We start from the raw sequence: 13,636 nt of genomic DNA on the forward strand, positions 1-13,636 counted from the left end.
TGATGGTTCAGGCCGTAGCCGGTTCGCGGTTATCCAGTGTTGAAGAAATCCGGGTCAGGAGCAGGGCGCTCAGTACAATAACCCCACCAATCCAGGGCGTGTTCATCAGCCCCATATCCTCGACCACGTGCCCACCGAGCCAGGCGCCGCCGGCAATGCCGATGTTGAATGCAGCGATGTTCAATCCGGATGCAACGTCAACAGAATGGGGCGTATAGCGCTCTGCCAGTTGAACTACGTAGACCTGCAGGCCAGGTACGTTGCCGAAGGCAAAGGCGCCCCAAACAAGCAGGGTGATGACTGCTGCAACTGGATTGTAGGCCGTGAAGGTGAGCACAAAGAGGATGGCGGCCAGGCCACTGAAAATGATGTACAGCGCCGAGGTCGGCCCAAGGCGGTCAGCCAGTTTGCCGCCCCAGATATTGCCAGTGGCTACGGAAATGCCATATACCAGAAGCAGCAGACTGACCATTCCAGGCGCAAATCCGCTGACATCCTCCAGAATGGGTGTCAGATAAGTGAAGGCCGTGAAGGTGCCGCCATAGCCGACGGCGGTCATGGCGTACACCAGGAGCAGTCGTGGATGGGTGATAACTTCAAGCTGTTGGCGAAGCGTTGCAGGCGTTGATTTCTTCAGATTTTTCGGCACCAGCAGCGCGCTGCCAATCAGTGCAATGGTACCCAGGGCAGCGACGGTCAGGAACGTAGCGCGCCAGCCGAAGGTTTGTCCGATAAACGTTCCCAGTGGCACGCCCGTCACCAGTGCAACCGTGAGGCCGGTGAACATGATCGCGATGGCGCTGGCCTCTTTGTCTTTCGAAACCAGGCTGGTGGCAATCGTTGAACCGATCGAGAAGAACACACCGTGAGCGAGCCCGGTGAGGATTCGAGCAGTCATCAGCGAAGCGTAATTTGGGGCCATCCAGGCAAGCACATTGCCAATGATGAACAGACTCATCAGCGACAGCAGCACCCATTTACGATTCCAGCGACCCGTTAATGCGGTAAGTACAGGGGCGCCAACGGCGACCCCCAGAGCATACAAGCTGACCAGGAGGCCAGCCGAAGGAAGCGTAACGCCCAGATCCTGGGCAATAGTTGGAACCAGTCCGACGATCACGAATTCGGTGGTTCCAATTGCAAAAGCACTTAACGTCAGTGCGAATAGTGCAATAGGCATAACGGTTCTCCATTGGAGTTGATTGACGTTGCCTAGTGTGGTCTTCCATACTTTTGCGATAAACAGTGCTTTTTGATAATTACTTTTGCGGATAATGAAAATGAAAAGTCGTTCGGACGATCTCCACTTCCTGCTCGCGGTGGTGGACAGTGGCAGCTTCAGTGGCGCAGCGGAGCAACTGGAGGTATCCGTAACCCGGGTCTCCCGCGCGGTTACCCGCTTAGAGCAGTCCCTTAACACCACGCTTCTGAATCGAACCACCCGAAAAGTAGGGCTGACAGAGGAAGGGCGCCTGTTTGTGGAGAAGGTGCGAGGTGGTTTGGCCGCACTGGAAGAGGCGGAGGAGCAACTCGCCATTCGCAAGCAACGGCCGGCCGGGCGTTTGAGGGTAGACGCCGCAAACCCGTTTCTGTTGCATCAGATCGTTCCGCACGTTCGGGAATTCAGGAACGTTTATCCGGACCTCGAGCTCGAACTGACGGCGAGCGACACGATCGTTGACCTCCTGGAACGTCGAATCGACATCGCCATTCGGATCGGCGCACTGGATGACTCCACCCTCCACGCCCGGGTACTCGGTCGTTCTCCGCTGTCAGTGGTTGCATCACCGGAGTATCTGGAACGTCGAGGTGGGTGTGCCGCGCCTGCCGACCTCCAGGAACACGACATTATTGGTTTTACCGCCCCGGAGTCGTTGAATATCTGGCACCTGGGAGAGGGAATGAGGATGAGACCGACCATTCGAGCGAGCAGCGGCGAAGCGGTGCGCCAGCTTTGCCTACAGGGCAACGGAGTTGCCTACCTGTCCAGCTTTATGATCGCCAATGACCTCGAAAAAGGAGACCTGGTGGAGCTGCTGGATGGCTACGTAGTCCGGCCGAATCCCCGGGAGTTGGTCAATGCGGTTTATTACCGGAATACGACGTTGTCGGCGCGTATTCAGGTGTTTCTGGACTTCTTTGCCCAGCGTTGGACGAATCTTTGAGAAGCACACTTTTTCACAGATTCTTGGAGCCCTTAAATGTTCTCGCGCAGCCTCAGCTCGTTCGATTCAAGCAGAGCGTCGAGTCGCCACCCCACATTCACAACATCACTGATCGCGGAGTGGTTATCGAAGGAAGGATGCGCAACGATGACCCGACCGCGGCGATGGCCGCGATGGGGTTTGGCAATGAGCGTGTGTCTGGCACTCTGCGATTGTCTGATATGGAGCTGGACCTCATTCAGGGCAGTTTCGATCTGGCTCTGAGGGATGCGGTGTTGCCAGACAGAAATCTGAAAGCGCGGAAACTTGCCGGTGATACACTTGTTTTTGTTGTTGACATAGGATCCCTTTCTCGTTCATTTTTTTCATGATGCCATGGCAATACTGTTTAAGAGAATCCCTCAACAATCGCACTGCTGGCGTGATGGATTGTCGTGTTGGGCAAATCAACCATAACTCCGAAACCGGTGGCGTATACTCTGGCATGACATTGATTACTCGGCCGGCCAACAGGTCGTCCGACATGTCGAGACAGGATTTCACGGCTATGCCGTGTCCGGCCACGCACCAGCGTCTAACCAGGTCGCCGTCGTTCGATGCCCGGTTGCCTTTCATTTTTACCCGGAACTCTTCACTGTCCCGTTTAAAGGTCCACAAATCGTAGGGAATATCCTGCAGCTGATAGAAAAGTCCGTTGTGAACTGCCAGGTCGTGGGGGTGTTCTGGCGTACCGTGTTCGCTCAGGTACTCAGGTGTGGCGCAGAGAAGACGGGGAACATCGCAGATTTTGAACCCATACAGGTTGGAATCGTCCGGTGGCCCATAGCGGAGGGCCATATCGACCGAATCCCGGAAAAAGTCCACATTACTGTCGGTAATCTGGACGCGTAAACTTAGCCCGTGATGCGAAGCCATAAGCTGGTCAATCCAGGGCACTACCCGGTTCCTTCCCAGGTCGGAGGAGACGGATAGCCGAATTTCTCCTGCCACTGTTTCGCTGCCTGAATGAATGGACTGCCTGGCTTTGCTCAGTAATCCCAATGCCTGTTGGCATTGAGGCAGATACTTTTCGCCGGCTGCCGAGAGTCGCAGTTTGCGGGTAGAACGGATAAACAGCTCAATCCCCAATTCCTGTTCCACGCGCTTGACGGCGGCACTGGCGGTCGCGGCTCGCATATCGAGGCTGGTGGCAGCAGCGGTAATGTTCCGGAATTCGGCCACTTTAAGTACAACGTTCAGATCGTCAAAGGTCATTTTCAAAAATTATTTGATTATGTTTATGGGATTGGCCTGTTTTTCATAGTGTAAAGAGAGATCACACTGCTGGCCATGATCAAACACGACCGGCTCACTGTGGAGAACAACATGAAAGCAGTTGGATACACTGAATCCTTACCCATTAACGATCCAAAATCCCTTCAGGATGTTGAAATACCAAAACCAATTGCAAACGGAAGGGACCTGTTGGTCCGGATTCGGGCGATTGGCGTCAATCCGGTTGATTTTAAGGTACGTCAGCGAGCAGCCGCGGAGCCGGGCCAGTTCAAGGTTCTGGGCTGGGACGCTGTCGGAGAAGTTGTAGCGACAGGTGAGGGCGCCTCATTGTTCAAGCCCGGCGATCAGGTGTACTACGCAGGCGATGTAACCAGGCAGGGCAGCAATGCGGAATACCAGATCGTTGACGAGCGCATTGTTGGTCGCAAACCCGCCAGCCTGAGTGATGCGGAAGCCGCAGCACTGCCCCTGACTACCATCACGGCTTGGGAAATGCTGTTTGACCATCTCGGGCTTGAACAGCAGCAGCCGGGAAATGTGCATCCGAGTGAGCAGGTGATCCTTGTGACTGGCGCTGCGGGCGGCGTTGGTTCCATTCTGATCCAGCTGGCGAAGAACTTGACGGGTGCCACCGTTGTGGCAACAGCCTCCCGCCCAGAGTCCCGCGAATGGGTCGAATCATTGGGGGCCGACTTCGTTGTAAACCACCGGGAATCACTGCAGCCGCAGGTTGAACAATTGGTGTCAGAGGGCAAAATTGCCCCGATCACACATGTCGCCAGCCTGAATGCCACCGATCAGTATTTCGATGATTACGTGGCTCTGCTCCAGCCATTTGGCAAGATCGCCATGATTGACGATCCTGCTGTGCTGGATGTGATGAAAATCAAACCCAAAAGCCTGTCACTGCATATTGAGTTTATGTTTGCGCGTTCTATGCACGGCGCCGATGACATACAGGTGCAGCACAACCTTCTTGAGACGGTAGCGAGTCTCGTGGATCTGGGGGTTATTCGAAGCACGGCCGGAAAAAACCTTGGTCTGATTAACGCCGAAAACCTGCGTGCTGCACACACCGAGCTGGAAGCCGGCAAAGCGGTTGGCAAAATTGTTTTGGAAGGTTTTGAGAAGTGAAGCCTTTGAAATTCCCAGTAAGGATGGCTAACGCCATCCTTACTGGTCACGCTGGTCACTCCTGGATTTCGGCCGAAAACACCTCAACCAGGTAATCAATCATTGCCCGGACTTTAAGGGGTAGCCGCCGATCAGGCGAGAACAGCACGTATAGCCCGCCTGGCTCCAGAGGTGGGTGGTCCAGGCTCAGGGATATCAGTTCGCCGTTGACCAGGGCATCTGCCACGATGAACTCGGGTTGATAGATAATGCCCTGGCCCCGAATGGCGGCCGCCATCAAGGCATCGCCATTGTCGGCTCTGAGGTTGCCCTTTACTGGAACCTCTATATCGCCATGGTGGCCAAACGCCCAAAAACCCTTGCTCTGGAACGGAGACAGGGTGTAACTCAGGCAGTTGTGGCTGGATAAATCAGACACGCGTTGAGGTGTGCCGTGCTTGGCGAGGTAATCCGGCGAGGCACAGACTTTCATGGGGCTATCTCCCAGGCGCCGCGCTCTGAGATCGCTGTCCGCCAGATAGCCCACGCGGAAAATCAGGTCCCAGCTGCCGTCAAATAGATTGTGCCGTGAATCACTCAGCCCCAGTTCAACGTCCACCATCGGGTAGCGCTCGGTAAACCCGGGGATCAGTGGAGCAATGAACCGAAGCCCGAAGGAGAGCGGAACATTAACCCGCAAACGCCCCTTTGCTTCTTGCCGCTGGGCGGAGATGTCAGATTCCACTTCGTCCAGATCCTGAAGAATACGCTGGCATCCTTCCAGATATTCTCTGCCAGGATCGGTCAGGGACAGCCCTCTGGTTGTCCGATGGAGCAGCTTGACTCCAAATCTCGCTTCAAGGGCATCGACATGTTTGGTCGCCATAGCCGGAGATATTCCTAGCGTCCGTCCCGCAGCTGACAAACTGCCGCGAGAGGCCGCCTGGACAAAAACACGCATACTGGTATACCGGTCCAATGTTTACTTCCTACTCTCAGTTAAAGCTCTCCAGTGATTATAGCCGGTTCTAACACACAGATGCGTTGGCTATAGTGCAGGGGCTGGAAACTACACAGGCACTCTTTTCCTTAATTATTGATACCCCCTAGATAAATCAGGAGTGACGTTTTGGCTAAACCCCAAGCGAGAGAGCTCGAAGTAAAAAGGCGTTCGTGGGTGACGAAAAACATGCTCCGAATCACCCTCGGCGGCAATGGGCTGGAAGATTTTCCACAAGGGCAGGAGAGTGCCTATATCAAACTGCTGTTTCCTCAAGGCGGTGACGCTCGCCCCTTGATGCGAACCTACACTATCCGCGATCAGCGCTCCGAAGAAATCGACGTCGATTTTGTCATACACGAGGACCATGGTCCGGCGTCTGCCTGGGCCAGTGTAGCTGAGCCCGGAGACAGGATTCTTGTGGCAGGCCCCGGGGCGCGGAAGCTTGTCAGTCAAGACGGCGACTGGTTCCTGCTGGCAGCTGACATGACCGCCCTTCCGGCCCTTAGCGTCAATCTGGAACAACTCCCCGCGGATGCTCGCGGTTATGCGGTGATCGAAGTTCGCGAGGAGGGCGACATTCAGACCTTGAAGCACCCGCCTGGACTGGAAACCCACTGGGTCATCAACCCAAAACCATGCCCTGAGGGGCGCCCTCTATTGGAGAAAGTGCAGTCTTTGGCTGTTATGCCGGGCACACCTTCGGTATGGGCAGCCTGTGAATTCGGCTCTATGCGTGCCTTAAGGCAGTATTTTCGCCAGGTTTTTGATGTGCCGAAAGCCCAATTCTATGTGTCCAGCTATTGGAAGATCGGCCAGACGGAAGATGGGCATAAGAAAGCAAAACAAAGTGATAGCCAGGACTCTGCAGCTTCACGTTAGTCAAATGCGTTATCAAGATTCAAAGAGGATAACCCGTGTCGGGATGTAAAAGTGCCAAGAGCGTTCAACCCGTGTTTTTTATCCCGCATGGAGCGGGCCCTTGCTTCTTTATGGACTGGAATCCCGTCGGCACTTGGCATGGCATGGAAAATTTTCTTCGCAGCATTGAGACTTCTCTCCCGCAACGGCCGACAGCGATTGTCCTGATTTCGGCTCATTGGCAGGCACCGAAGTTCAGCGTAACGGCAGCGGAGCAACCGGGCTTGATCTATGACTATTACGGGTTTCCGGAGCACACCTACCAGTTGAAATACCCTGCTAAAGGCTCGCCTGCATTGGCTCAGCGTGTGAGTGATCTACTGCATGATGTCGGCCTGGAGGTTCATCAGGAAGCGGAGCGAGGGTTTGACCACGGAATGTTCATTCCACTGAAGGTGATGTTCCCCAAGGCAGATATTCCTGTTGTACAGCTTTCACTCAGGCATGGGCTTTCTCCGGCTGCGCACCTGGAGGCCGGCAAGGCGTTGTCCCCGCTCCGCAAAGAAGGTGTATTGATCATCGGTAGCGGAATGAGTTTCCACAACATGTCCGGATACGGAGATGACCGCTTTACCACAGCCTCCGAGCAGTTCGATGCCTGGTTGAAAGAAACGATCCAATCAGGTCCGGATAAGAAGTTTCAGCATTTACAAGATTGGACGCTTGCTCCTCATGCATTGGAGTGTCATCCCAGCGGAGAGGAAGAGCATCTGATTCCGTTGATGGTTGTTGCTGGTGCCGCTAATGAAGACCTTGGGATCCAAGTTTACTCAGAACGAGTTATGGAAACACAACTCTCAGCCTTTCGGTTTGGGTGAAGCGAACTGTCGTCCAGGCAGCACTTAATTTGTCGTCCAGCTCAAGAAGCGGATTTTTCCAACTCGGGGTGGACCTAATACGGGGCAGGCCATTGGAGGCTGCTACACTCAATTCAAACCATCGCGGAATTTTCCTAGGAGTGTCCTGGCCAATGCACATATTGCAGCTTGGTTTCTCACTGCTTCTGTTTATCTCTGTTGGTGTGGCCGCCAAAAACGACACTCTGGACGCGGCGGCATCGGATCCGAAAAAACTGGGTTTGATGCAAGGTTTTCCACCGCCACCAGACAAACTGGTAACGCAGCCAGACTCCAATTTCTTCAGTTTTCCGAAGCTCCGTTGGACCGTTTGCCATTTTCGCGAACTTTTGCCGACGGAGCAGGTTAGCCGTGGAATTGGCGCACCGGTTCTCCTTGAGTACAACCTCAATGAGGCTGCAATCGATGCGCTGACGTTTACACCTATGGGCAGCAGCGAAACGATGACGTGGGAAGAATCGCTGGCAGCAAACTATACCGACGGCATGCTCATCATTCATGAAGGAAAGATTGTCTACGAGCGGTACTTCGGCTGCCTCGACGAGACCGGCAAGCACGGAGCTATGTCGATGACCAAGTCGATGGCGGGCCTGCTTGCGGAAATACTCATGGCAGAAGGAAAGCTGGACGAAAATGCACTGGTTTCCTCCATCGTTCCAGAGCTTGCCGATAGTGCATTCGGGTCCGCAACCGTCCGGCAGGTGATGGATATGACCACCGGGCTTGCCTATAGCGAAGACTACTCCGATCCCGACGCCGACATCTGGATATATTCCAGAGCAGCCAGCCCGTTTCCAAAGCCTACTGGCTATGAGGGGCCCGATGGTTACTTCGAATACCTTCAAACTGTTAAACCCGAAGGCGATCATGGTGATGCGTTCCATTATAAAACGATCAACACAGACGCCCTTGGCTGGATAATCTCCCGTGTATCCGGTTTGGAAGTCACCGAGCTGCTGTCAGAGCGCATATGGCGTCGGATGGGGGCCGAGCAGGATGCCTACATTACGGTAGACGGCAAGGGCACACCGTTTGCCGGCGGCGGTCTGAGTGCAGGCTTGCGAGATCTGGGGCGCATAGGCTTGCTGATGCTAAACGAAGGCGAAATTAACGGCCAGCGACTGTTTCCATCAAAGGTGGTTGCCAACATTCGTAAGGGTGGCAGTAAGAACGATTTTGCAAAGGCCGGCTACACGACCCTGGAAGGCGGAAGCTATCACAGCATGTGGTGGCTGCTTCACAACGAGCACGATTCGTATGCGGCCCGAGGCGTCCATGGGCAGACGATCTATGTCGATCCGAAGGCAGACATGGTAATCGTCCGGTTTGCTTCCTATCCAACAGCGAAGAACGGAAAGATAGATCCGATTTCCTTGCCAGCTTACCAGGCAGTGGCCGAGTACCTGTTGTTGGGGCGGTAATTTTTCTTTAGCGTTTTCTATGGTCGTCCATAAGTCGCCATTTTAACAAACCAGCATACCGTACTGCGCATAATGTATATTATGTTAAATGGTGTATTTTATAGCTGTTAATCCTGTGTGTCTTTTGGGCGTACGTCTCAACAACCCAGAGAACTCTCCAGAGAACTCTCCAGAGAGCTCTCCAGAGAGCTCTGCTAAGGCTCTTTTGCCAGTTCTAAGCACTTGCGCGACTACACTCGGTAACGTTAACCGCGCCCTTTGTAACTTTGGAAACCTGATTTTTGTCATGATTTGGTTATATAGTCTCCGGTCCAAAAATAATAGTCATATAATGACGAGGTCTATAATCAATGAACAAAAAAGCAACCGTGTTTGCAGGGTTCCTGATTTTTCTGTGCAGCTTCCCTGTTTTGGCAGATACCATCAAGCTTGGGTTTAACTATCCGGAGTCTGGTCGTTACAAAGATTTGGGCCTGCAACAAAGACTCGCTGCATTTCTGGCTGTAGAAGAAATAAACAACGCCGGCGGTATTCTTGGTAAGAACGTCGAGCTGGTTATTCGTAATACAGCCGGGTCGCCCGAGCGTGGCGTCACCAATACTGAAGAGCTCATCAAGCAAGAAAAAGCGGACATGATTTTTGGTGGTGCTTCCAGCGCTGTGACGATTGCCTCTGGAAAAGTCGCAAAAAAACTGGGCCGCCTCTATTTTGGTACAACAACCTCCGCGAATGCCACAACTGGTAGCGAGGGACACGACCATATGTTTCGTGAGTACCCTAATGCCTGGATGACAGCAAACGCACTTGGCAGTTATCTCACCTCTACATTTGATGACGCAAAGTATTTCTACGTTACCGCCGACTACACCTGGGGCTGGTCATCGGAAGCCTCCATCCGCAAGTTTACGAACACCTCTGACACAGAGACCCATCCCCATGCTCTGACCCCGTTCCCACGAGCATTTATCAAGGATTTCAAAAAAGCTCTTACGGAAGCTGACGCAAGTGGAGCTGATGTGCTCATTCTTGTTTTATACGGTGATGATCTGGTCAGAGCGCTCAAGGTTGCCTATGAGATGGGCCTGAAAGACAAGATGAAAATCGTATTGCCCAATATTACTCTGGGAATCGCCCAGAATGCAGGCGCAACCATTATGGAAGACGTTATATCCACCACGCCATGGGAGTGGATGATCCCCTATCAACTTGGATTTGTCCGTGGTCAGGAATTTGCGGAGGCGTTTACTGAGAAATACGGCGTAAGGCCAACCTCTACAGCAGCCACTGCCTATGGCATCGTCTATCAATACAAAGACGCCGTCGAGCGTGCCGGCACTACAAACACGCAGGATCTTATAAAAGCGCTCGAGGGTCACGAATTCACCCTACTGAAAGACACTCAGCAATGGCGTGCCTTTGACCATCAGAATCTGCAAACGGTTTATGTTGTCCGTGGTAAAAAAAGGGATCAGGTTGTAAACGATCCTCTGCGTAGCGATTTTTTTGAAGTGATAGGATCACTTGAAGGCGATAAAGCCGCACAGACCCTGACTGAATGGCAGGCAGAACGCACGGGTGCGAACAAGCCGCCACATTTGTAATATCTTCTTAACGCTTACATCGGGGCGAGTAGACTCGTTGCTACTTGCCCTAATTTCGCCTTCCCATGTTCTGAAATCGATAAAACCCAGCCCCGTTTCTAACTTCTGATACGACTCCAATCCGGTAAACCGAACGGTTTTGGCTCGGGCAGCACTGTTGCTCCACAAAAAAAATCAATAAACTTGAATGACCGCTCAAGAAATGCTTGAATGATCACTCAAAATCAATGGAGCGACCTATGATTAAATTATTTTTTCACCCCACGCCCAACCCTTTGAAAGTTGCCCTCTACCTGGAAGAAACGGCCCTGCCCTATGAATTGGTACCGGTCGACACCTTGAAAGGCGAGCAGCATTTACCCGCATTTCGCAGTATCAACCCTAACGGCAAAGTACCCGCCATTGACGACAACGGCGTTCGCGTTTTCGATTCCACCGCCATTTTGCTCTATCTCGCCGAGAAGTCCGGAAAATTGGGTGGTGCCCCTGAGGATCGCGCCGAAATTCTGTCATGGATGATGTTCATTTCAAGTGGCGTCGGCCCCTATTCGGGTCAGGCAGTTCATTTCAAACATATGGCGCCAGAAAAACTTCCATATGCCATCAATCGCTACGAGCGGGAAACCCAGCGTCATTATGAGGTGCTGGATAAACACCTGGAAAACCGCGATTACCTGGTTGGCGAGAGCTTCAGCATTGCGGATATCTCCGCTTGGGGATGGATCGACAAGGGGCCCTTCATTCTGGGTGAGGACGGGATGGCAAACTACCCGAACCTGAAGCGTTGGTTTGACAGCATTAACAGCCGTCCTGCCGCTGCGCGAGCACGTGAGGTGGGTAAGGACCTCGACTTCAAGACGGAACGTGACGAAGCTGCAAGGCGTGAACTGTTTCCACAGAACTACCCGAAAGCTTGAGTTATTGCGCAGCCTGCAAATGTCACCGCAGGCTGCGCCCGCATGTTTCAGCCCCGGTTAGAGGCAATAGCCACCTTCAATTCTCCCTGACGGCCTCCAAGCCAAAGTTAAGGCTTGAAAATTAAAACCCGAGGCAAGATGTTGCCCCTTTCGCCACCCCCTCTGAGAGTAAACCCCGATGCCATCCAATACGTTGTGCGCCTGGGATCAGCTTGTATATCAAGATAGTCACCCCAGGCTCGGGCTGCAGGTGGGTGGGTTGAAGCGGCACCCAGCGTCATGTTCCAAAGTCCTGTCGACGGATCGAGACGTCCCACACCTAAAGTGGGGTGCCGCCCCCCTGCTCCGCAAAATGCCACTATGCCTACGTCACCTCTTTGGTTTGGACTGATTGCCGGGTAAGCCCATGCGCGGTCAGAGTTCCACAAGTCCGGCTCATCGATGCGTTCGTTTGTTGTTCCATCAACGCGCGCTACTCGAACATAGGGAAACGGATGCAGAGCGTCGGCAGAGGTTGTCCAGGCAAATCCGAGAACGCCATCGGAACTCCAGCCGCCAGTTATCCTGTCGTCCAATCGGTTCATCCATGCGCTGGTAGCGTCGGTACTGGAGGTGTATGGCCCATTACTCCAAGGCGTAACCGGCACTGAAACCTGCGAAACATCACTTTCAGAGTCGGGCCAGCGGAATATTTCAAGCGACGGTCGGCTGGTGCTCAGGCTTGCAAAAATGGCCGTACTGCCCTCACCTCGAGCAAAGCGTAGAGATCCGAACCCGGTCGTTGACCAGGCTTCACGAGTGAGTTTTTCGCGGGCGTTGAGCTGGTCGAGCGGCAGCCTCAAAACGACGGCTTTTTGCCAGCGATTCGAGGTTGTTGAATACACGTTGAATGAGAGCAGAAGGTTGGCATCTGTTTCTGCCATGTCCGGATAATCCAGCCATACGTGATCCCAGTTTTCCTCTATGTCCTGAGGGCGAGTGTCCCACCACGTCCAGGTGCCCGGCTTGCCGGACGAACTGACGGCCACACGAATTATGTTGCCGTTGCTGTTTGCGGAAAACTGCAACAACCATATCCAGAGGCGGCGCGATTTGCAGTAGTGGATAAGTTGATCGCAGCAAAAACCGGCATCCACCGGGGGCAGCTCTGTGTATGGGTCGATGAACTTCCACGTTTTCCCTCCTGTTGTTGAGCGTGAGCAAAACCAGTTTCCGGTCACGATTATCCGTTTCCCCGAACTTGCCAAGCTGGGCTCTGTGATGGTTCCGGCCTGGCCGCCAGTTGCTGATAGGTCGAGTTCAAAGTTGTCGACAATGGTTGTCATGATCAGCGCCCGGGCTCGGGAGGTGGCTCATTCTTGATCTTTGCTTCAGGCGGCCTGGCCTTTTCAGGGGCCTGCTCGGATGTGTTGCTCTCTGGATCCGCTGACCGGTTAAGAGTTCTCAGGTTCGGTCCCGCTGCTTTGCGGTTTGGTGAGATGTTTGAATCTTTTTCATCAAAATCTGGTTTGCAGACCTCGTGCTTATCTGCGTGATGCCATTTCTCATGCTGGCACTCGGGTTCCTGTGGGCTGGTGGTGTGAGCTTTTTCAGTGCCTTGCTGCTTTTTGTCCGCCATTTACGCCACCATTAAACGAGTCAGATACCCGCTCATTACGGTCCAGAACAGTATGCTGTACCACTTTTCCCCGATGTCGCGATTGATTTTCCGGCCGAGTAAGGTACAACCGGCCATAACCGGGACCAATGCGCCAGCCAGTAAAAGATGGCTCGTGGAAATCAGGCCGGATTGACTGAATACCAGAGCTTTTGTCAGGTCGCCCACCATTGAGACCAGCGACGCCGCCCCAACGAAGTAAAAACGCTCCAGCTGGAGGCTCCGGAGAGCAACGCCTTTCAAGGGGCCGGATGTACCCGAGAAACCGGAGGTACTGCCGGAAAGAAAGGCCAGGAAAACCGCCCACGCTTTGCGAACAGGCCCTTGGACAAAGAAGTCCCCGGCAAGTGTAAGCAACAGCATGGTTGCGACCGCATAGCGAACCCACACCTCTGGCATTTGCAGCATCAGGATTGCGCCCAACGCACTCCCAACCATAACGGCAACCACAATCAATGCAGACGAGGCCCAGGGTAGTGTGTTTCTGTAAACGATCACCTTGGCTATGTTGTTACACGCCAGAAGCAACGCAGCCACAGCAATCCCCTCACGGGTTCCGATGGCGAGCATCAGGCCTGGCACAAGAACCAGTGATCCGCCAAGCCCGGCGGCGGCCGAGAGCAAAAATGAGGCCGGAATAACCAGCGCCAGGATAACTATAGTCAGTGCATCAAATTCCATGGGTGGCTTCCTTCTTTAAATAGAAAAA

Annotated in this window: 13 protein-coding genes and 1 pseudogene; 8 read left to right on the forward strand and 6 right to left on the reverse strand. The window is 53.5% G+C overall.

Annotated elements, in window-relative coordinates:
* Positions 1-7: 7 nt before the first annotated feature.
* Entirely contained in the window at positions 8-1,180 is a 1,173-nt protein-coding gene (locus tag Q4501_RS09190) for an MFS transporter (protein WP_303595921.1), read from the reverse strand.
* A gap of 100 nt (positions 1,181-1,280) precedes the next feature.
* Between Q4501_RS09190 and Q4501_RS09195 the strand changes: the two genes are divergently transcribed.
* Both Q4501_RS09195 and Q4501_RS18515 read left to right on the forward strand, forming a co-directional pair.
* Positions 1,281-2,165: a LysR family transcriptional regulator gene (locus Q4501_RS09195; RefSeq protein ID WP_303595922.1), complete on the forward strand. Its 885-nt coding sequence runs from the start codon at positions 1,281-1,283 to the stop codon at positions 2,163-2,165.
* Between the two features lie 23 nt (positions 2,166-2,188).
* A pseudogene (locus tag Q4501_RS18515) lies at positions 2,189-2,329 on the forward strand (DUF4437 domain-containing protein); the annotation flags it as partial.
* A 70-nt stretch (positions 2,330-2,399) separates the two neighbouring features.
* Here the strand turns inward: Q4501_RS18515 and Q4501_RS09200 are convergent.
* Positions 2,400-3,419: a LysR family transcriptional regulator gene (locus tag Q4501_RS09200; RefSeq protein ID WP_303595923.1), complete on the reverse strand. Its 1,020-nt coding sequence runs from the start codon at positions 3,417-3,419 to the stop codon at positions 2,400-2,402.
* Positions 3,420-3,530: 111 nt separating this feature from the next.
* Here Q4501_RS09200 and Q4501_RS09205 point away from each other — a divergent pair, with 111 nt between their 5' ends.
* A complete protein-coding gene (locus Q4501_RS09205) occupies positions 3,531-4,574 on the forward strand; it encodes a zinc-binding alcohol dehydrogenase family protein (RefSeq protein ID WP_303595924.1) in 1,044 nt (347 codons plus the stop codon).
* Between the two features lie 55 nt (positions 4,575-4,629).
* Here Q4501_RS09205 and Q4501_RS09210 read toward each other — a convergent pair whose 3' ends face one another.
* A complete protein-coding gene (locus Q4501_RS09210; RefSeq protein ID WP_303595925.1) occupies positions 4,630-5,514 on the reverse strand; it encodes a LysR family transcriptional regulator in 885 nt (294 codons plus the stop codon).
* Between the two features lie 168 nt (positions 5,515-5,682).
* On the opposite strand from Q4501_RS09210, the gene Q4501_RS09215 reads away from it, so the two are divergent.
* From Q4501_RS09215 to Q4501_RS09235, 5 genes are all read left to right on the forward strand, one after another.
* Entirely contained in the window at positions 5,683-6,435 is a 753-nt protein-coding gene (locus tag Q4501_RS09215; RefSeq protein ID WP_303595926.1) for a siderophore-interacting protein, read from the forward strand.
* 35 nt (positions 6,436-6,470) lie between these two features.
* The gene (locus Q4501_RS09220; RefSeq protein ID WP_303595927.1) at positions 6,471-7,292 is read left to right on the forward strand and encodes a class III extradiol ring-cleavage dioxygenase; all 822 of its coding nucleotides are present in this window, start codon (positions 6,471-6,473) and stop codon (positions 7,290-7,292) included.
* 152 nt (positions 7,293-7,444) lie between these two features.
* Positions 7,445-8,752, forward strand: a complete 1,308-nt coding sequence (locus tag Q4501_RS09225; RefSeq protein WP_303595928.1) for a serine hydrolase — start codon at positions 7,445-7,447, stop codon at positions 8,750-8,752.
* A 350-nt stretch (positions 8,753-9,102) separates the two neighbouring features.
* Positions 9,103-10,353, forward strand: coding sequence for an ABC transporter substrate-binding protein (locus Q4501_RS09230; protein ID WP_303595929.1), 1,251 nt, complete (start codon positions 9,103-9,105; stop codon positions 10,351-10,353).
* A 239-nt stretch (positions 10,354-10,592) separates the two neighbouring features.
* Positions 10,593-11,270, forward strand: a complete 678-nt coding sequence (locus Q4501_RS09235) for a glutathione S-transferase family protein (RefSeq protein ID WP_303595930.1) — start codon at positions 10,593-10,595, stop codon at positions 11,268-11,270.
* Between the two features lie 107 nt (positions 11,271-11,377).
* Here the strand turns inward: Q4501_RS09235 and Q4501_RS09240 are convergent, their stop codons facing one another.
* The 3 genes from Q4501_RS09240 to Q4501_RS09250 are packed head-to-tail and all read right to left on the reverse strand — an operon-like array spanning position 11,378 to position 13,608.
* Positions 11,378-12,595 (reverse strand): hypothetical protein, encoded by a 1,218-nt coding sequence (locus Q4501_RS09240; protein WP_303595931.1) that lies wholly within the window; start codon positions 12,593-12,595, stop codon positions 11,378-11,380.
* A 2-nt stretch (positions 12,596-12,597) separates the two neighbouring features.
* Positions 12,598-12,888, reverse strand: a complete 291-nt coding sequence (locus Q4501_RS09245; protein ID WP_303595932.1) for a hypothetical protein — start codon at positions 12,886-12,888, stop codon at positions 12,598-12,600.
* A complete protein-coding gene (locus tag Q4501_RS09250; protein WP_303595933.1) occupies positions 12,889-13,608 on the reverse strand; it encodes a sulfite exporter TauE/SafE family protein in 720 nt (239 codons plus the stop codon).
* Positions 13,609-13,636 lie beyond the last annotated feature (28 nt).

The sequence above is a fragment of the Marinobacter sp. 2_MG-2023 genome, from assembly GCF_030546935.1.
Taxonomy (GTDB): domain Bacteria; phylum Pseudomonadota; class Gammaproteobacteria; order Pseudomonadales; family Oleiphilaceae; genus Marinobacter.

Excerpts from the sequence above, each read along its gene's own strand:
- Q4501_RS09240 (WP_303595931.1), bottom strand. The coding sequence starts at position 12,595 with ATGACAACCATTGTCGACAACTTTGAACTCGACCTATCAGCAACTGGC.
- Q4501_RS09235 (WP_303595930.1), top strand. The coding sequence starts at position 10,593 with ATGATTAAATTATTTTTTCACCCCACGCCCAACCCTTTGAAAGTTGCC.
- Q4501_RS09200 (WP_303595923.1), bottom strand. The coding sequence starts at position 3,419 with ATGACCTTTGACGATCTGAACGTTGTACTTAAAGTGGCCGAATTCCGG.
- Q4501_RS09225 (WP_303595928.1), top strand. The coding sequence starts at position 7,445 with ATGCACATATTGCAGCTTGGTTTCTCACTGCTTCTGTTTATCTCTGTT.
- Q4501_RS09195 (WP_303595922.1), top strand. The coding sequence starts at position 1,281 with ATGAAAAGTCGTTCGGACGATCTCCACTTCCTGCTCGCGGTGGTGGAC.
- Q4501_RS09230 (WP_303595929.1), top strand. The coding sequence starts at position 9,103 with ATGAACAAAAAAGCAACCGTGTTTGCAGGGTTCCTGATTTTTCTGTGC.
- Q4501_RS09210 (WP_303595925.1), bottom strand. The coding sequence starts at position 5,514 with ATGCGTGTTTTTGTCCAGGCGGCCTCTCGCGGCAGTTTGTCAGCTGCG.
- Q4501_RS09250 (WP_303595933.1), bottom strand. The coding sequence starts at position 13,608 with ATGGAATTTGATGCACTGACTATAGTTATCCTGGCGCTGGTTATTCCG.
- Q4501_RS09205 (WP_303595924.1), top strand. The coding sequence starts at position 3,531 with ATGAAAGCAGTTGGATACACTGAATCCTTACCCATTAACGATCCAAAA.
- Q4501_RS09245 (WP_303595932.1), bottom strand. The coding sequence starts at position 12,888 with ATGGCGGACAAAAAGCAGCAAGGCACTGAAAAAGCTCACACCACCAGC.
- Q4501_RS09190 (WP_303595921.1), bottom strand. The coding sequence starts at position 1,180 with ATGCCTATTGCACTATTCGCACTGACGTTAAGTGCTTTTGCAATTGGA.